The organism is Chryseobacterium gambrini (assembly GCF_900156825.1).
GTDB lineage: Bacteria > Bacteroidota > Bacteroidia > Flavobacteriales > Weeksellaceae > Chryseobacterium > Chryseobacterium gambrini.
Genome location: NZ_FTOV01000019.1, coordinates 44260 through 61836 on the forward strand (window position 1 = coordinate 44260; position 17577 = coordinate 61836).

Consider the following 17577-nt stretch of genomic DNA (forward strand, 5'->3'; position numbering starts at 1 on the left):
ATTAACTAATTGTTATGCTTTATTGACATGATTTTACATTTTCAAATCAGCACATTTTCAAATTATCAAATTTATAATGTCAGCAAATATACAAAAGCTTTGTAACTTTCCTGATATAGTTCTACCCAGCCACACAATACTTTATCTGCCTTTCCGGACTGTAAAAGCTGTGCTGAATAATTGTTTAAAAATTCTTCATCCAATTCATCCAAAACAAAAAACGCATTTTCGGTCTGCATTTTGTGTCTGATGCTGATTTCACCTACGCAGATATTCGGTAAAGTATACACAAAAACCGCGGGACTCGGAAAGTAATTTTCCTGAGAATTGATGCTTTCCTGATATTTAAAATCGGTATCTAAGCTTGATGATCTGTTTGCAAAAACCAATGCAGTTCTGCTTTGGTCTTCATCCTTGAGAATAATTTCAGAGGCAAGAAAAGCGAGTTTGCTTAAATGATCCATTTTATGAAATTTCGGATAATTCAGCGCTAAACTTTTATAAGCTTCTTTCGCAAAGTCTGAGAAGTTTTCAGTGGGGGTTTCAAAAATAACCTCGTTGTTGAGAACTATTTTTGAATTTTCTATGGTGCAGATGTCTGTTTTCTTCATGAGTAAGTTTCAAAAAGATTAGGGCTTTTTTGTTGGATTTTGATGGGTGTTGAAAACAGATAGTATAATGATTTTGTTATCAATAATATCAAAAATTATGAGGTAAGGAAATTTCTGTACAAATGCTTCTCTGTAATTTTTTTTTATCTCGAAATGTTTTGGGTGGTCTTGAATTCTAACAAAGTATTTGTTTAGTTGCTTCATGAATTTTTCGCCTAAGCCTTTTTGTGCATTTTCATAATAAATATAGGCTTCAAGAATTTCTAAACTTGCTTCTTCCTGTATAATTAATTCATAAATCATTTTAAAGCAGATTTAGCTTTTTCCTGAACTTCCTCCCAAGTGTAAGATTTGCTTTCCCCTTTTATATATTTTTCTCTTCTTTCATTTATTACATCGTAGTGTGAGTCTGGAACAGAATAATTATTTTCCTCTTCTTCAGCATCAATAATTCCTTTGAAAATGCGTAAAATTCTTTCATCGGCAATATCGATGAAATCGTGAATTCGTTTTCTGATGTCTACGGTGGAGTCCATTTTTAAAACTTTAATTTTATAAAATTACAAAATTATTTTCAGCATTTTTCCAAAACAATCGCGGCATTACATCCGCCAAAACCGGAAGCTGTTTTCAGAATATATTTAATTTCTGCGGATTGGTTTTCTTTGATAATATTCAAAGATTGGGAGGTTCCTGTTTCTTTAAAGTTTTTAGATGGAATTAATGTTTTATTCAAGGCACTTTCCATGGAAATGATACTTTCCAGCAATCCCGATGCGCCCAAACAGTGTCCATAATACGCTTTTAAACTATGTAAAGGAATGTTTTGTAAATTCATTCTGTTAAAAGCGATCGCTTCCATTTCGTCATTATAAATGGTTGCCGTTCCGTGTGCGGAGATAAAGTCTATTTTTTCTGCTGAAACCTGAGCTTCTGTCATTGCGTTGTTGATGCTTGCAAATAATCCGTCTCCCGTTCTCGAAGGTCCGGAAATATGGTTCGCATCGTTAATAGCGGAGTCTCCTAAAATTTTAAAACTAAATTTTTCGTTTTTATCTCGTATTGAAGTGATGTAAACCGCTGCTGCCGCTTCGCCGATATTGATTCCGTCACGGTTTTTATCGTAAGGCTTACAAATCTCGGTTCCGATTGCCTGAAAAGAATTGAAACCTGAAATCACAAATTCTGAAATTTCGTCTCCGGCAACAACAAAAGCATCTTTATATTTTCCTGCCAGAATCATATTCTTAGCGACACCAATTGCCATTACTCCCGAAACACAGGCGTTAGAAACCACAATCGGTTTTGTTTGAAATCCGAAAAAATCAGCGATTTTCTGAGCTAAATTTGATAGAAAAACCTCTTCAGGCAAAGTCTTTTTATTTTTAAGTAAACTGATATTTCCTTTGGTTGTTGATAAGATAAAAGCAGTTTCTTCTGTAATATTATGTCTTTCAACCAATGGTTTTAAACTCAGCAAAAACATCTTTTCAAGTCTTGTGAAGCTCACGTTGTCATTGGCTAAACGCCGAATCTCCGATTTCTGAGGGGAGTCGAAGAATCTATTGAATTCTTCGTCCAGTTTTTCAGAATCAATCATCGAAGCATAAAAAGGCTCCTGATTTTCAATGATTTTATGTAAACCTACGCCGGATTTTCCTTCAACAAGAGCATTCCAGTTTGAAGAAACATCAAACCCCAAAGGTGTGACGCAGTTATAATCTGTAATATAAACTTCTTTCTTCATCAGAGTCCCATTTTATCTTTCCATGCCTGAAAAAACTCAGGATTATACAAGCATAAATTGTTATCAGAATCCAGAAAAACCTGAATGGTTTCACCTGAACAGACCAATTTATCTTCTTCGTTAAAAAGCTCGTATTTATAGATCAATTTCGCAGAATTTGAATTGACGAAAGTCGTTACAATTCTGAAGGTTTCACCATATTTCAAAGGAAGAAAATGTTCGCAGGTGCTTTTTACAATCGGCGTTACAAATCCCGCTTTCTGAATATCAAGATACGTTAAACCATGCTGTCTTCCAAAAGCTTCTCTTCCGTCTTCAAAATAAACGATATAATGTCCGTGCCACACAATTCCCAACGGATCTGTTTCGTTGAATCTTACGCGGACTTGTTCCGTACAAGTTAAATTTTCTTTAGACTGCATTTTGTTTTCTTTTTTTACCACAAAGGGCACAAAGGTTTTCACAAGGTTCACAAAATAAATTTTTCACATTTTCTTTTTCTGTGTTAAAAAACTTGTGTTTTTCGTGGTGAATAAACCCCTAAGTTCACAAAGTTATACACAATGTTCACAATGAATATTCTAAATTTTATATCGTTCCGTTGATTAATCTTTTAACCCCATTTTTAAATAAAACTGAGTTAAAATTAATCAATAAACCCAATTTACAATTGCTTAATTTTAAATACGTTCAAACTTGAGCAATATGAATTTCATTTAATGATTCTACGGATTTTATTTCAACAACAACTTTTCTCTCAACCAATAAATCAATCCTATAGCCAATGTCAAGTTTTATGTCATCATAAATTAATGGCATTGGTTTCTGTTTTTCTATCAGTAATCCAGATTTCTGTAACTCATAGTACAGACATTCTTCGTATGCGCTTTCTAAAAGTCCGGCTCCAAGTTGGCGATGAACTTTTAATCCTGCATCAAAGATAACTTTTGAAACTTCATTTTCATTCATATCATTTTGTGTTTTATAATTATTTTTACCACAAAGGTCACAATAGGTTCCACAAGGGACATAAAATAAATGCTTGAGCTCTTTGTGAAAAACTTTGAGCTATTATTGGTAAACCTCAAACAGCATGTTGTTTTCATTCATATCATTTTGTGTTTTATAATTATTTTACCACAAAGGTCACAATAGTTTCCACAAGGGACACAAAATAAATGCTTGAGCTCTTTGTGAAAAACTTTGAGCTCTTAGTGGTTAATCCTAAACAGCATTTTGTTTTCTTTCATAAAATAATGAAATAGCGACCATGGCTACATAAAATAAAAAAAATCTCATTTTCATTCATATCATTTGTGTTTTATAATTATTTTTACCACAAAGGTCACAATATGTTCCACAAGGGACACAAAATAAATGCTTGAGCCCTTTGTGAAAAACTTTGTGCTCTTAGTGGTTAATCCTAAACAGCATTTTGTTTTCTTTCATAAAATAATGAAATAGCGACCATTGCTATATAAAATAAAAACAGGAAAATGATTTCTCTCGCAATTCCTCCGATTCCGCTGTTTCTCAAAATAATATCATAATAAGCATTCAATCCCCAATTCATAGGAGAAAATTTGGCGATGGTCTGCATAAATTCAGGCATTAAAAATACGGGAACCCAGATTCCTCCGATTGCAGCCAAAACCACCACAGAAGTCGCACCAAACGGAGCCGACTGTTCCTGCGTATTGGCAACCGTTCCTAAAAGTACGCCAAATCCGATGGCTGCCAAACCTGCAAAAATGGTCACGACAATAAGCGGAAACATTTTTCCGGTAACGTCAAATTGCGGAAGATCCATATAAGGGAAAAGATAAATTCCCACCGCAACCATCAGTAAAAACTGGATGACACAGATGATGAGATACGTAAATGTTTTTCCTAAAATATGAACGAAATAGGGAGTCGGGCTGATTCTTGCTCTTACGCTTGTTCCCTGGCTTTTTTCTTTCACAAGGTTAATAGACAAAGGAACGACAATGAAAAATATCGCAAACAGCGCCCAAGCCGGAACATTATGCTGAACGGAATTCGGCATGATGTCTGTTTTGCCTTTTTTCGGAGTGATTTCTTTAAAGCTGATTAAATTTTTAGTTTTTCCGAGATCTTCCGTAGTTCCCAACTGATCCTGAAAGGCTTTGTAGATCTTTTTGTTCTCAATTTCAAAAACCATTTTGTTCACAGCGGTCATCACATTGTTTTTGAACCCGATATTGGTTGCCGGATCAAAATACAGATGAATATCATCAGATTTAACGGGACTTTCCTTCACAGATGTCGAGTCATTTTCAAGTCCAAATGAACTGACGATTGCCTGAACTTTAGATTCTACATTGGAATTGATGTTCTTCGTTAAATTTTTCGGAATAACAATCGCCATCTGATAATCTCCTCCGAAAACTGCTTTTTCGGCAGATTCTTCGGTGAAATTGGTAAGAAGCTCGAAGGTTTTACCATTTTCGAACTCTTTTTTGATGTTTTGTGAAATCTCAGATTTGTCGTTATCAATAAAAATAATCGGAATTTTTGTGCCTTCCAGATTTTTAAAGGTAGAATCCTGAATTAAAGTAATGGTGATAATCAACAGCAAAGGCATCACAAAAATGATGACAATTCCTCCGATATCTCTTTTCAGCAAAAGAATCTCCTTGATGAAACTCCGCCACAATTTATACAACAACATCTCGTAATTCTTTTCCGGTTAATGATATAAAAACGTCTTCTAAATTTTCTGCATTGGAAACCTTACTGATTAATTCTTCAGGTGTTCCGACAGCATGGATTTTCCCATGATCGATGATGGCAATTTTGGTACAGAATTCTTCCGCTTCCGAAAGGTGATGGGAAGTGTAGATGATGCACGTTCCTTTTTTATTTAAATCCAAAAGATAATCGATAATCGCTTTTTTAGACTGAACATCCACACCAACAGTAGGTTCATCCAGAAATAAAACTTTCGGGTTGTGAAGGGTTCCTGCAATCAGATTACAGCGGCGCTTCATTCCTCCGGAAAACTGTTCAACTTTTTTGTCTGCAAATTTCGACAAACCCATGATTTCCAGAGATTCAGTGATCGAATTCTTTAAATTTTTGTGACTCAACCCGTAAAGGCTTCCGAAAAACATTAAATTTTCTCTTGCCGTTAAAGTAGGGTACAAAGCATATTCCTGCGGAACAATCCCGATGATTTGTCTCAGTCTGAAACCGTTTTTCTGGGGCGAAAGTCCGTCAATTGTAAAATGTCCGGAAGTCGGTTTTATCAATCCGGAAAGCATGGAAATCAAAGTTGTCTTTCCGGCTCCGTTAGGTCCGAGAATTCCGTAGATTTCGTTTTTGGCAATACTCAGCGAAATATCGTTTACAGAAAAGTCTTCTGCATTTTTATATTTTTTGTAGAGATTTTTTATTTCTATGAAATGTTCCACGTTATATTGCTTTTCTCAGTTTTTTATAAAAAGCTTCTTCCAGATCGGCAATGTGAAGCATTGATTTTGATAATTGGTTATAAATATCGCTTTTGGAGTTCCTGTTTTTGTACACTCTTGCAATATCCACCGCAAAATCTCTCCAAAGATCACCGATCGCTGTGATTTCTTTGGAAAGTTCCCGTAATTCGTCATTTTTAAGAATAACAGAGGCTTCCTGCAAAAATGCACCATAAATAAATCTGAATCCGCCACCGCCGGTTCCGATTTCTTCCTGCATTCTGATCAGTTGTCCCAGATAATGATTGGTGGTTTTTGTACCTTTTTTGGCAGCCCATTTCGGGATGCTTTTTGCTACCCATCTCATAGCTTTTACACCAATGATTGGAACGGGAGCCAGCATATTTTTACAGGTATCTTTTATTCCTTTTTTGATCGCCTCTTCCAGATTTACATGATCCGGAATGTGGGTAGGGTAGTACATATGACCTTTCGGCGGAAGTGCTCCTTTGGCATATCTCACTTTTTCCAGCTCGGCTTCAGTAAGGGTTGTGGTGTAATCCATCACCGGATCGCTGATTAGGAATTTTCCGTCTTCTTTTCCGTAAACCACGAGATTGTGAGCGTTAAAATGGAATTTATATTCTTCGGGAAAATAAGTAAGGTTAAAAACGCCGACCTGCAAACCTGTCGGAATATTATTGTTGAGGTTTCTTTCTAATGCTTTTTGTGCTTCGGCAGGATTGGAAAATTTTTCTCTTTTGATTTTAATTCCCAGTCTTTTTGCGGCTTTGCTGAAAATGGCTCCCGGCATCGGACGATAGCTGAAACCCGGTGCAAAATTAACTTTCAGGAAAGGTAAATACACAAAGAATAATCCGGAACCGATTCCGAAGATCATAGGCTCGCTGAGCTTCAGTCCTTTATTCAATAATAAATTGGAGGCAACACCGTTTTCGCAATGTGCAGTCTGGTGATGTTCAAAATTAAGTTCCATTCGTCTCTTCTCTTTTTATCGCGGGAAATAATGTATGTTTTATACTGTAGAGATTCTTCCTTTATCAGAATGACAAGCTGAGTAGCTCTCTACTTTAAACGAATTATTTAACCCTTGAAGTTTTTTAGTTCATCCACCGAAATACCGAAAGCATCGGCATATTTTTTCAGTACAGAATCGCTTAGTGTTTTAAATATTTTTGGTTTGCCGTGTCTTTTCACGCGCCACTGCCACATTCCTACATACGCTGCGAGAACCTGCAGATCCATTTTATTCAGCTCCATGAAATAGACAATCGGGCTTGCTGTATTGTTGGCAACATTTTGTCTTGCTTCTTCAATTCTTTCATTAATTAATGCCAAAGATTCGTCCAAAGCTGCTTTTTTTGCTTCCCAGCCAGTGCTGTTTGCGGTCGTGTAGTTGTTGTTTTCATCTGTAACATACAAAACCTCAGTCATATTGGCTGACTTTAAGTTGCTTTCGTCTTGTGGAAGGTCTTGTTTTTTCATCTGAAATTAATATTGAAAGATGGTTTGAATGAGTTCGCTAAGATAATAAAAATGTGCAACATCGTATTATTGTGTTTTCGGATGTTTTTAAGAAGGATGTCTGGTTTTTTCTTTTGAAAAATAGTACCCAAAATGGTTATTTCCGAGTGTTGTTTTTGAATTTACATTTGTTATGATCTTTAAATAAAATTAATAACCATAAATTCTTTTTATCATGATTAAAAATTATTTCCAAAGAGAAATCGAGATTTCAGGAGTACAGTCAAGAGGAGCTGCGAATTCCTCCAAAGAAGTATCGAAAATACAAAGCTGGCTTAACCTTTATGCTTTTTTAAATTCTTCAAAGGGAACTTCAACAGGGATTGATGGTGACTTCGGACCGGCTACAGAAAAAGCGGTGAAGAATTACCAAAAAGCAAACGGGCTTCCTGAAGATGGTATTGTAACCCAAGAGCTTTTCCGGAGAATGGCAGATCCTATGATTAAAGCTTTTACCCAGCGTGTTGCGGGAACAGGATTAAGGGAATTGATGGTGAATGCCGCAAAACAGCACCTGATTGCCGGAGCAAGAGAACTTACCATAAAAGGGGAAGGAAACAGAGGTCCATGGGTGAGAGCTTATATGGATGGTAGTGAAGGAAGGGATCAGCTTTGGTGTATGGGATTTGTGCAGACCGTTCTAGATCAGGCAATAAGTCAGATAGGAGGTAATTTTACCAATATTGTAAAAAGAAGCTTCAGTTGCGATACGGTGGCTGGAGAAGCACAGCGCAGAGGCAATTTTATTGGCTATACTTTGGTGAGGAGTCATGAATACCATGTTCAGCCGGGCGATATTTTTCTTTTGCAGAGCAGTGCAAACAGCCGAGACTGGACTCATACAGGGATTGTTATTGAAAGCAGCGGAGATGTTTTTGAAACCATTGAAGGAAATACCAATGCAGACGGAAGCGAAAACGGCTATGGCGTATTGCGGAGAACCAGAAATTTTATGAAATCTAAACTGGATATCATTAGAATTGATTAATCAAAAGAGGGATTAAAACAAAGAAGCTGATCTTTTGGAGCAGCTTCTTTGTTTATTTATGATTTCACTTCCTGAATGAATAAATTAATTTCACTTCTTATGAGCAGTTCTTCGTTATGAAAAGTCTCACAAAAAATATGACAGATGTTTTCAAACTGCGAAATCAATGAGGCTTTTGAGATAATTTTGTCGCCGACTTTGGGCAAGGTAAATATCTCAATTTTCTTGATGTTGGTAATGAAGCCTATAACTTTTGTTTCTGCTTCCGGATTTTCAAAAAAGCTCTGTCCTAAAATTGACGAGCAGGTTTGTGCTGCATTTTCAATTAGTCCTGCTTCAACGAATTCATTATTGTGAACAAAAATGTTGTCTTCTTTTATTTCGAAGGAAGTAATTACTTTTTCTTTAGTCAATTCCAAAATATAGTCCGTCATTAACATCGGTTCGCGATGCGGGAGAAAGTTGTGGATATTGATGATGTTTTCTTCCTTGATTTCCATTACATTTTCTATTGTTTCTGAATTATTTTTTATCGCAAAAAGCGCAAATTTTAATTCAAATATTTAATAATTTACATGACAACAGTTTTCATCTGAGATTTTGCAATAACCTCACCGTTCAGTTTTGTTACGATATCTACTAAAGTTACGCCCATCATTTCATTGATGATAGAAACTTTTGAAGTTAATGTATCTCCCAATTTTGGTAATGTTGTAGCTTCAAAGGTTTTAATGGCACCAATATAACCTGTCGGAGCTTCTTTTCCCAGCAGATAAAATTGATAGCCTGTGTGCAAAGCAACACTTTGCGCCTGATGCTCGATCATTCCCGAGGCCTGAAAAATGCCGTTCTGAACAAAAATATTGTCTTCTTTAATTTCAAAACCTGAAATCAGGTGACTTTCGGAATATTCTGAAATGCTGTTCACCATGACGAAAGGAAATCGCTGCGGAATTAAGCTTTCCACAAAGTTCTGATCGGATGTCGGTAGTCTGTTTTCCATTAGCAAACCGTTAACAAAGCACAGGAATAAGCAAATCTTCCGCTTTCAGGAACACAAAGAAGTACTTTTTCTCCTTTTTTCAGCTTTCCGGAATTCATTATTTCTTCCAAAGCTACAAAAATAGAACCTGCACCGATGTTTCCGATATCTGAAAGGTTGTAGAACCATTTTTCCCAAGGGAAATCCAAACCTACGTTGGCAAATTCTTCTTTAAGACCTTCTTTGAAGTATCCTGAAGAAATATGTGCCAAAACATGATCAACGGTTTCCGGATCAAGCTGATGTTTGTCGAAGGATGATCTTAAACTTTCGGCACCTTTTACCAGAATATATTTATCTAAAATTTTTGTGTCCTGTTTTAATGCAAAAATAGACTGTTTCAGCCATTCGTCGGACGGATAATCTGCCCATGATTTCAGGCTTCCGTCTTCCTGCTTTTCGCATCCTGCGTACATACAGGCTTCGATCTCGTGTGCGTAAGAATAGAAATCAATCCATTCTACTTTAAGATTCGTAGCGTTTTCTCTTGGTTTGTTTTCAAGTAAAAAAGCGCCTGCTCCGTCGGAAAGCATCCATCTTAAAAATTCTCTTTTGAAAGCAATGATGGGTCTTTCTTCCAGCAAAACCAGATTTTCTGCTTCGTGGTTGAATTTATCCGCCGTCATCCATGCAGACATTCTCTCGGAACCGGCGCAGACTGCCTGATCCTGAACTCCTGCTTTTACAGAAAGAAATCCGTAATTCAGGGCATTCATTCCCGAGTTACAAAGTCCTGTTGCGGTATTTATTTCAATAGATTTCCCAATGTTCAGTTCACCGTGCACCATGGATGCGTGAGAAGGCTGGATCTGATCCGGAGAAGTAGTTCCCACAGACAATAGTTTCATGTCTTCCTTTTTGAAGTTTTCATCAAAAAGTCCTTCAATGGCTTTTGCCGTAATCTGGGCATTGGTATGTGTAGGATTTCCTTCTTTATCTAACGCGTAGTATCTTGTCGTAATTTTGTTATTTCTTAAAATAAGAGCTTTCGCTTTAGATTTTGCACCGTTTATATAACCAAGATACGTTTCCATTTCATCATTAGAAACCGGCTCATTGGGTAGGTATTTTGATGCTTTTGTTATAAATACGTCGTACATTCTATTTTAAATTAATTCCTTGTAAATATTCTCTTTGTTTCTTTCTTTTAAACCAGAAAACAGGTGTTGTTAATAAGTGTAAAACCAATACGATAGGTGAAATGATCCATATCGCAGCCATCAAATATACCTTAAAGAATTTAATAAGCAATGGTCGTTTTTCTTTTTTCTTCATGATGAGGTTTGACCAGATGGTGAAAATTTTGTTTCCCACTTTCTCTACCCTTACCAGAAAAGCGCGGATTTCCACCGCTCCGTTTCTCACCAGATCAGGCTGTAAAGTATCAAGATCATTATTGCTGAAATGTTTTTCAATAATTTCCCCGTATTTTACAGAGCCTTTTATTTCTTCCTCCGAAACTCCGGCGGCAGGAAGAATTCCCGATTTTTCTTTTTTTCCGGTAGTCAGCCAGCGAAGAATCGTAAGAACACTGGTGTAATTGTCGTGTCGGTCTACCAAAGCGATATTTCCTACCAATTTGGCGTTTAAATTCTTTAAATATACTTTCAGTTTTTCCTGAGAAAGCATCCACATATTTCTTGTCGCCGAAACGGTAACAACCGGAGTGCCTTTTAAGATATTTTCTGCAAAACCACTTTTCAGGAAAGAAATGATCGGGATGGAGGGTGTTAAATACCAAACCTGATAACCAAAGATAATCAAATCAAACTTTTTGTTAACCACTTCTTCCGGCGGCGGCAGAATTTCACTCGGGATCTGAAGATAAGATTCCGGAAAGGTGTTGAAGAATACATCATTCGGCCACGGAAAAGGGAAGTCTTTTTTCAGCGTAATGTTGTAATACGTTACACGGTACTCTTCCTTTTTGGCTTCAAAAGGATGGGCAATATTTTTTACAATATCGGTAAGCTGTCCGGTTTGTGAATAATATATAACGAGTATATCTTTTTGCATGGGTTCTCCTTAATCGTTTACAAAAATATGCTTTTCATATTTATTTTTCAGAACGAAATACTTTTAAAGCTTCTGAGCTGAATTTCAGTGTATAATTATTATTTTCCGGTAACGTATTTTCCACATTCATAAAAATGATGGTTTCAGGAAGATTTTCCATTCGGTCTGCTTTGAAGTTTTTATCCGAAACCAGAAGAATATCTATCTTTTTATCAATTTCCGTACTGTTTTTTATGTATTTAATTTTCCTTCTTTTTACCAAATAAATCTGTTCGGCGATTTGTCTTTTTTCTTCATCTTTCATTAAGCTGAAGATTTTTCGACTCGCCTGCTGAAGTGTAAGTAAAACGTCTTTCTGTCCGAAATCATCTGCAATATGCAGGATGTTTGCATCTTTCGGAAGGTGTTTATTCAGCTCAAAATAAACCGATTTGTTTTTGTTAAAATCTTCTTTTACTTCCTTTACTACTTCATTATCTTTATATAAATAACTCAGGAATAGTTTTTTCTTAAAGTAATTTTCATCTTCCAGCTCACTTCGGAACTTCGCAAACTGTTCCCTGAAAAAAGCATTGATCTTTTTTGTTCTTTCGGAATAATTTTTCCCGAAGCGTTCATCATTTTTATCAATTCTGTCGCCCACTTTTACAGTAATTGAACCGTCATAGATAATAAAGTCTCCTTTCGGCTGTACTTCAGAATTTCCATGAATGTAAACCGGAACCACATCCAGTCCGAATTCTTCTGCGATATAAAAAGCTCCTTTGTGAAATCTTTTGATATCGTTGGTATAAGACCTTTCTGCTTCAGGAAAAACAACCAGAGAATAACCCTGATCTACTTTTTCTCTCAGCTTTTCCATTCCGTTTTCAATACCCTGAGAAACGGGATAAAATCCTAATGCTCTCACAATCTTTCCGAAAACAGGAGAATTGTACACCCAGTCGTTTACCAGATAAATAATCTTATGCGTCGTCATTGCCAAAGCCAGAGTATCCAGAAACGAAGTATGATTGGCAATAATTACTGCGGGTCTGCTGAAATCTTCATTCGGGTTTTTAATGAGCTTTTTCTTTACAAATGGATTCGTATAAAGGACAGAAGTTAAAAACTTCGCTAAAATTAATTTAATAAAGTTTAATGTTTTGCCTTTTGATCGCTTTACAAAGATGCTTCCGATGGCAGAAAAAAGCAATCCGCCTAATCCGTAATACAGAAAAGACAATACTGCATTGAAAAATAACCTGAAGGTAACCGGAGAAAGTCCTTTTTTAGCCCTGTTCGTAATCAGCAAACGGAACCAGAACGGATATAAGGTTGAGGTGATGATGATTACGGAGAACATCCCAATTAAAGCAACCAAAGCTAATGAATGTAAAGCAGGATGTTTGGCGAAAATTAATGAACCGATGGATAAAATGGTCGTGAAAACCGCCAGAATAATGGATGTTCTGTAGGTAGGAAGCTCGTTTTTTCCGGTGGTGTGCTCTTTCTGCATTGCCTGTGTAAGGAAAATACTGAAATCGTCGCCGACTCCGAAAACCAAAGTACAGACAACGGTGCTGAAAATATTCAGTTCCAGACCTAAAAAGTAAAGAATTCCCGCTGTAACCACTCCCGTTAAAACAATCGGGAACATCGTGAGAACCGTTAATTCAAAATTACGGAAGAACACAATGATGGTTAAAATAATGGCTAAAAGGGAATAATTGATTAACGTGTTAAAATCATTTTTCAGCAAGCCCAAAAAGTTTTCGTTCATCTGTTGACGGTCGATTGCCAAAGCATCATGCTTTTTTTCAACGTCTTTAATGAATGCATCTCTTTTCTTTTCATCTACTTTTACAACATTGGAAACTGTGTAAAATCCGTTTTCCTGACTCAGAAATTCAGAAATCTGGAGTGCTTTTACTTTTTCGTAATCTTTTAAAGTTAACGTAGAGTAGCTTTTATTTAAATTTTCATTGAACTGATCGAAAGCAGAACTGTTAAATCCGAATTGATTTCCGTTTTTAATTAATTCAGAAACCGTCTCATACTTTTTATTTTCGTCCCAGAATTTTTTCCAGTTTTCAATTCTTTGCTGCTGATCTTTTTCAGAAAGAACCACATTCCCGAGAGAATTGTAGCTTAAAATTTTTCCTTCTTTTTTTTCTTTTTCTAAAAAACGGCTCAGTTCAGAATTTCTCGATAAAGCCTGTTCTTCGGAATCGCCGTAAGAAATCGTGTAGATGGATTTTGACGTAATGTCGGATAACTTCTGAAGTTTTGCTTCGCTTATTTTTAAATCTTTCGGAATATAATTCAGATCGCCGATGTCTTCGTTAAAACCTACTTTCCTGAAACCGAAAAGACACGCAATAATAATAACCGAACAGATAATAATTAAAGGTTTGTTTTTCTCATACGGATACGAGCCGATTTTATCGATGAAATTTGCATTGACTGCTTTTTCTTTTTTCTTCGGATGATAAAGCTGCGGAATGATAATTAAAGCCGTAACGGAAGACAAAATAACCGTTATGGCAGCGAAAAGTCCCAGATCTTTCAACGCTTCCGAACGTACAAAAACAAGGCATAAAAAAGAAACCGCCGTTGTTGCGCTGCTTAAAATAATAGGCTGCGTAATTTCTTTGTAAAGTTCTTCAATATTGTTGTTGTGTTTGTAATGCGTCAGAATGTGAAGGGCGTAATCAATGGTGATTCCTATCAAAATGGCTCCAACGCTCAGAGAAATTGCTGAAATTTTATCTTTAACGAAGTATAAAATCAAAAGAGCGAGTAAAACCGAGAAAACCGTGGGAAGAAATACAATAATCGGCGTAAAAACATTCCTGAAATAATAGATAAGAATCAAAAGAAGAACTGTCATGGAAATGATAACCGTATTCTGAATGTCTTTTTTGATCTGTTGTGCATTCGCAACCGCAATGACAGGCGAACCAAAATAGCTGATTTCTGTTTTTCCTTTGAATTTTGCGTTGAGGTTTTCTTTGATGGTATTTAACTGATTAACAAATGCTTAGTTGTTTTTGGTGTCGTTGCTTTTGTTTTTGGGATCGATGAAGAGCAGCAGGTTTTTCCCGTCTTTGGTTACGATGTAGTTGTCTTCCAGCTTAAAATCTTTGCTGATGTTTAAAGCGTTGAGTTTTTTAATTCCCAGAAAAGTAATTCCGAGCGGATCTTTTTTAATGAATTCTTTGGTAACAAGACTTGTGGGCGAAACCAGAGAAACGTAGTTGTTTTCAACCTGTTTGGCAATGCTGTCTTTCTGGAGTTTTCTTTCAATTTCTTTGTAATCGTTTTCATTGAGGAATAAAGGGAGATTCTGATTGACGAAATCAAAGGTTTCCGAAATTTCATTATCGTTTACTTTCCCCTGAACCGAACCGATGTATTTTTGCAGAGGCTCAATTTCATGTAAAAAAGAATCCGCAGTCTCCGAAAGCTGAAAATTTTCTTCCTTGGATCTGTTTTCGATAATCACGATGATCTTGTCTGAAAAATTAAGCTGCTTCAGAACTTTTGCGGTAAGATCGGATTTTTCGTTTTTTGGAATGATCTGATTAATGTCTTCCTCAAAATTGATTCTTGAAGCGAAAAACAGACATAAAACGGCGATTCCGACCGCAAAAAATACGGACAAAAGTTTGTTTTTAGAGATCAGATAGTATAAAAATATGAAAAAACGATGCATTACATTATAAAAATCGGGTTTGCAAATTTAAATTTTTCAGAGGGAGTTCAAAATGTTTTATCAATAAGTTTTATCTGAAAATCAATAAAATATTTACACAAAATGAAAAAAAAATATACTTTTGCAAAAGTTCCCAATTGATGAAGCCTGTTTTAAAACAAAAATTGACTAAGTCTAAAACTTAGGTTTTGATATGTTTAAACTATTTGATGAAAAAATAAACGGATTTTTATTTATTATAATCTTTCCTTTCCTCCTCTTCTTCATGTCCTATTATGGATTTGAGACTTCTTACGTTATAGGGATTAAATCCTGGGAAAAAGCGCCGGATTTTATGTTCTCGTCGGTCTATGCATATCGTGTAATCCCGAATTACCTGAGTGTTCATGTAACGGAGATAATGACTTTTGTGGTGAATAACTATATTCCTTTTGCAAAAAGTTTTCTTTTGAAGCAGGGTTCATTGTTTTACCACAGTACTTTTTTAATCAATGCTTTCTTCTTTCTTCTGACTTCGCTTGTTCTGCATAAAATTTTAGAACTGAAACCGGTGGAAATTCTTTCCAGCGAAAAAGTAAGGAGAATGGTTCATCTTATTGCGGTGTTTTTTATCGTTATTCTTCAGTATGTTCCAACCAATTGCGATTGTATTGCTTTGTTTTTCTATGTTTTAGGGATGTTTTTAACACTAAAATATTTACAGCATAAAAAACCTACGGATTTATTGGGATTAAGCATCGTTATATTTATTTCGACTTTTGTGCGGGAAACCGCCTGTCTTAATATCGCTTTCTTTGCAGCGGTTTTTATTGATCCGGAAAATCTGAAGAACAGAAAGTTCGCTTTCGTAAAAGAAACTTCTTTGCTGGTGATTGCGTTTATTCTTCCTTATATTGCTTTGAGACTGGTAATTCCGCAGAAAGCTTCTTTTGTGGAGGGAATTTATTTAATTAAGAATTTTACAAGTCCTTATAATCTTGCAGGACTTTTGTTCGGAATTTTAGGCGTTTATTTCAGTTATGGTTTTTCTGATGAGACCGGAAAGATGATGATGAAAAAATATTTGTTTTTTGCGCTGCCGTATCTTTTAATGATTACTTTAGTGGGGCTTTTCTGGGAAGCCAGATTGTTTATGCCTTTGCTGATTACGGGAATCGTGACGGCTTCTTATCAGTTTAAAAATAGTTTACCGGAAAGATGAGTTTACTGCATCCATATTACATCATTGCAATTGTCTATATGCTGATTTTCAGTTATCAGGAAGTTTTTCATGGTAAAGTTGAAAAAAAATGGCTTTGGTTCTTGGGGATCTATCTCATGATTATTGCAGGACTTCGCGATCAGGTCGGTCCGGATTACGGAAGTTACCGTGGGATTTACGTGTATTCCGATACCAAAGATTACATTTCACTCATTATGAAAGGTTTGGGGATGAAGGGGCCTCAACCGATCGAAGTAGAGTGGCTGTATGTACTCATCAATAAAATTTTACTGAATATTTTTAACGCGCCTTTTTATATTCTCACCTTGGTTATAGCTATTCTCGCAATTTATTTCAAAGTAGAATATACAGAGGATAATACATTTTATCCTTTTACTTTTATGCTTTTTATGTTCATTCCCGGGTTTTTTATCGGGGAAAGCGGACAGATCAGGCAGAATCTGGCTTCGTTTATCGCTTATTTCGGAATGAGATATATTAAAGAGAGGAAGCTGATTGCTTATCTTCTCTGTATTTATCTTGCAGCGGGAGTACACACGGTTTGTTATATTCTAATACCGATGTACTGGTTGGTAAGAATACCGCTGAACAGATTTGTAATGCTGTTTATGATTATTACCTCTGTTTTCCTGTCTCCGTTTGAAGTGTATCGTGTCTTTGGGGATTTTATGACGAGTATTGCTTCAGACAGTACCGTTTCCATAGGTTTTAACGGTTATGTAGATGAAACGGTGGAAAGGCTTAACGGAGCGATCGGTATTCCTGAAGTGATGATGGCGATTCTTACCTTTTTCCTTTTTGTTTTTGATGAAAAGATGAAAGAAAAATTTCCTTATTACGAATACCATCGTGCTTACGTTGTAATCGGGGTTTGTTTTTATTTCATTTTCAGGGATAATCCTATCTTCTCTTCGCGTCTTGCAGGTGTATTCATTGGGTTTGCCTACATCATTATTCCTAATGCAATGTATGTGGTTTCGGGAGGTACAAAAAAGATGATCTATTCTTTTATCATCGCCCTTACTGTTTTCAACTTTGTTGTATTCTCTAGCTTTAAAAATATCGTAAACGGAAGATTTACATGGGATTTGTATAAGAATCATATTTTACCGTAGAAAAGCTTAAAAATGCTATCAATATACTGGGACAATGCTGAAAAGCGTTGTCTTTGTTATTTCAATTATAGCTAACTCAATATATTTCGTCAAGTGATCAATTTTTGAAAAAGTTCATACGGATCACACCTTACCTTTCTTCTCATACTTTTAGCCTGTG

The 17577-nt window shown here is 36.0% G+C and carries 18 protein-coding genes and 1 pseudogene; 3 read left to right on the forward strand and 16 right to left on the reverse strand.

The window, feature by feature from the left end:
- Positions 1-71: 71 nt before the first annotated feature.
- The 10 genes and pseudogenes from BW951_RS20635 to DarG all read right to left on the reverse strand — a co-directional run bounded on the left by BW951_RS20635 (position 72) and on the right by DarG (position 7298).
- Complete coding sequence (locus tag BW951_RS20635) at positions 72-611, reverse strand: 3-oxoacyl-ACP synthase (RefSeq protein ID WP_076396294.1); 540 nt, start codon at positions 609-611, stop codon at positions 72-74.
- An 18-nt stretch (positions 612-629) separates the two neighbouring features.
- Positions 630-914, reverse strand: coding sequence for a type II toxin-antitoxin system RelE/ParE family toxin (locus tag BW951_RS20640; protein ID WP_076396296.1), 285 nt, complete (start codon positions 912-914; stop codon positions 630-632).
- Positions 911-1147, reverse strand: a complete 237-nt coding sequence (locus BW951_RS20645; protein WP_076396298.1) for a hypothetical protein — start codon at positions 1145-1147, stop codon at positions 911-913. Before BW951_RS20645 ends, BW951_RS20640 begins: the two co-directional genes overlap by 4 nt.
- Positions 1148-1185: 38 nt before the next feature.
- Positions 1186-2358, reverse strand: a complete 1173-nt coding sequence (locus BW951_RS20650; RefSeq protein ID WP_076396300.1) for a beta-ketoacyl synthase N-terminal-like domain-containing protein — start codon at positions 2356-2358, stop codon at positions 1186-1188.
- Positions 2358-2780 carry an acyl-CoA thioesterase gene (locus BW951_RS20655; RefSeq protein ID WP_139326228.1) on the reverse strand — a complete coding sequence of 141 codons (423 nt, stop codon included), beginning with the start codon at positions 2778-2780 and terminating at the stop codon, positions 2358-2360. Before BW951_RS20655 ends, BW951_RS20650 begins: the two co-directional genes overlap by 1 nt.
- 166 nt (positions 2781-2946) lie before the next feature.
- Positions 2947-3327 (reverse strand): annotated as a pseudogene (locus BW951_RS20660) (GxxExxY protein).
- Positions 3328-3781: 454 nt separating this feature from the next.
- Positions 3782-5050 carry an ABC transporter permease gene (locus tag BW951_RS20665; protein WP_076396304.1) on the reverse strand — a complete coding sequence of 423 codons (1269 nt, stop codon included), beginning with the start codon at positions 5048-5050 and terminating at the stop codon, positions 3782-3784.
- Positions 5037-5792 carry an ABC transporter ATP-binding protein gene (locus tag BW951_RS20670; protein WP_076396306.1) on the reverse strand — a complete coding sequence of 252 codons (756 nt, stop codon included), beginning with the start codon at positions 5790-5792 and terminating at the stop codon, positions 5037-5039. The genes BW951_RS20665 and BW951_RS20670 overlap by 14 nt, the downstream gene beginning before the upstream one ends.
- 1 nt (position 5793) lies before the next feature.
- Positions 5794-6789, reverse strand: coding sequence for a BtrH-related acyltransferase DarH (gene darH / locus BW951_RS20675; RefSeq protein ID WP_076396308.1), 996 nt, complete (start codon positions 6787-6789; stop codon positions 5794-5796).
- Between the two features lie 107 nt (positions 6790-6896).
- Complete coding sequence (gene DarG / locus BW951_RS20680; RefSeq protein WP_076396310.1) at positions 6897-7298, reverse strand: flexirubin biosynthesis protein DarG; 402 nt, start codon at positions 7296-7298, stop codon at positions 6897-6899.
- A 214-nt stretch (positions 7299-7512) separates the two neighbouring features.
- Between DarG and BW951_RS20685 the strand changes: the two genes are divergently transcribed.
- Positions 7513-8325, forward strand: coding sequence for a peptidoglycan-binding protein (locus BW951_RS20685; RefSeq protein WP_076396312.1), 813 nt, complete (start codon positions 7513-7515; stop codon positions 8323-8325).
- Positions 8326-8381: 56 nt separating this feature from the next.
- On the opposite strand, the gene BW951_RS20690 is transcribed toward BW951_RS20685, so the two are convergent.
- The 6 genes from BW951_RS20690 to BW951_RS23090 all read right to left on the reverse strand — a co-directional run bounded on the left by BW951_RS20690 (position 8382) and on the right by BW951_RS23090 (position 15029).
- The gene (locus BW951_RS20690) at positions 8382-8825 is read right to left on the reverse strand and encodes a hotdog family protein (RefSeq protein WP_076396314.1); all 444 of its coding nucleotides are present in this window, start codon (positions 8823-8825) and stop codon (positions 8382-8384) included.
- A gap of 71 nt (positions 8826-8896) precedes the next feature.
- Entirely contained in the window at positions 8897-9328 is a 432-nt protein-coding gene (locus BW951_RS20695; RefSeq protein ID WP_076396316.1) for a hotdog family protein, read from the reverse strand.
- A complete protein-coding gene (gene darB / locus BW951_RS20700; RefSeq protein ID WP_076396318.1) occupies positions 9328-10467 on the reverse strand; it encodes a dialkylresorcinol biosynthesis protein DarB in 1140 nt (379 codons plus the stop codon). Before darB ends, BW951_RS20695 begins: the two co-directional genes overlap by 1 nt.
- A 1-nt stretch (position 10468) precedes the next feature.
- Positions 10469-11383 (reverse strand): hypothetical protein, encoded by a 915-nt coding sequence (locus BW951_RS20705; RefSeq protein ID WP_076396320.1) that lies wholly within the window; start codon positions 11381-11383, stop codon positions 10469-10471.
- Positions 11384-11423: 40 nt separating this feature from the next.
- Positions 11424-14381 (reverse strand): MMPL family transporter, encoded by a 2958-nt coding sequence (locus tag BW951_RS20710; RefSeq protein WP_228427581.1) that lies wholly within the window; start codon positions 14379-14381, stop codon positions 11424-11426.
- Positions 14382-14405: 24 nt separating this feature from the next.
- Positions 14406-15029 (reverse strand): MMPL family transporter, encoded by a 624-nt coding sequence (locus tag BW951_RS23090; protein WP_228427580.1) that lies wholly within the window; start codon positions 15027-15029, stop codon positions 14406-14408.
- Positions 15030-15273: 244 nt separating this feature from the next.
- On the opposite strand from BW951_RS23090, the gene BW951_RS20715 reads away from it, so the two are divergent.
- Together BW951_RS20715 and BW951_RS20720 are read left to right on the forward strand one after the other, a co-directional pair.
- Positions 15274-16281, forward strand: a complete 1008-nt coding sequence (locus tag BW951_RS20715) for a hypothetical protein (protein WP_076396322.1) — start codon at positions 15274-15276, stop codon at positions 16279-16281.
- Positions 16278-17417 carry an EpsG family protein gene (locus tag BW951_RS20720; RefSeq protein WP_076396324.1) on the forward strand — a complete coding sequence of 380 codons (1140 nt, stop codon included), beginning with the start codon at positions 16278-16280 and terminating at the stop codon, positions 17415-17417. Before BW951_RS20715 ends, BW951_RS20720 begins: the two co-directional genes overlap by 4 nt.
- Positions 17418-17577 lie beyond the last annotated feature (160 nt).

What these genes read in the sequence shown, in the direction of transcription:
- BW951_RS20635 (WP_076396294.1), bottom strand. Translation starts at nt 611, where the DNA reads ATGAAGAAAACAGACATCTGCACCATAGAAAATTCAAAAATAGTTCTC.
- BW951_RS20640 (WP_076396296.1), bottom strand. Translation starts at nt 914, where the DNA reads ATGATTTATGAATTAATTATACAGGAAGAAGCAAGTTTAGAAATTCTT.
- BW951_RS20645 (WP_076396298.1), bottom strand. Translation starts at nt 1,147, where the DNA reads ATGGACTCCACCGTAGACATCAGAAAACGAATTCACGATTTCATCGAT.
- BW951_RS20650 (WP_076396300.1), bottom strand. Translation starts at nt 2,358, where the DNA reads ATGAAGAAAGAAGTTTATATTACAGATTATAACTGCGTCACACCTTTG.
- BW951_RS20655 (WP_139326228.1), bottom strand. Translation starts at nt 2,780, where the DNA reads ATGCAGTCTAAAGAAAATTTAACTTGTACGGAACAAGTCCGCGTAAGA.
- BW951_RS20665 (WP_076396304.1), bottom strand. Translation starts at nt 5,050, where the DNA reads ATGTTGTTGTATAAATTGTGGCGGAGTTTCATCAAGGAGATTCTTTTG.
- darH (WP_076396308.1), bottom strand. Translation starts at nt 6,789, where the DNA reads ATGGAACTTAATTTTGAACATCACCAGACTGCACATTGCGAAAACGGT.
- DarG (WP_076396310.1), bottom strand. Translation starts at nt 7,298, where the DNA reads ATGAAAAAACAAGACCTTCCACAAGACGAAAGCAACTTAAAGTCAGCC.
- BW951_RS20685 (WP_076396312.1), top strand. Translation starts at nt 7,513, where the DNA reads ATGATTAAAAATTATTTCCAAAGAGAAATCGAGATTTCAGGAGTACAG.
- BW951_RS20690 (WP_076396314.1), bottom strand. Translation starts at nt 8,825, where the DNA reads ATGGAAATCAAGGAAGAAAACATCATCAATATCCACAACTTTCTCCCG.
- BW951_RS20695 (WP_076396316.1), bottom strand. Translation starts at nt 9,328, where the DNA reads ATGGAAAACAGACTACCGACATCCGATCAGAACTTTGTGGAAAGCTTA.
- darB (WP_076396318.1), bottom strand. Translation starts at nt 10,467, where the DNA reads ATGTACGACGTATTTATAACAAAAGCATCAAAATACCTACCCAATGAG.
- BW951_RS20705 (WP_076396320.1), bottom strand. Translation starts at nt 11,383, where the DNA reads ATGCAAAAAGATATACTCGTTATATATTATTCACAAACCGGACAGCTT.
- BW951_RS20715 (WP_076396322.1), top strand. Translation starts at nt 15,274, where the DNA reads ATGTTTAAACTATTTGATGAAAAAATAAACGGATTTTTATTTATTATA.
- BW951_RS20720 (WP_076396324.1), top strand. Translation starts at nt 16,278, where the DNA reads ATGAGTTTACTGCATCCATATTACATCATTGCAATTGTCTATATGCTG.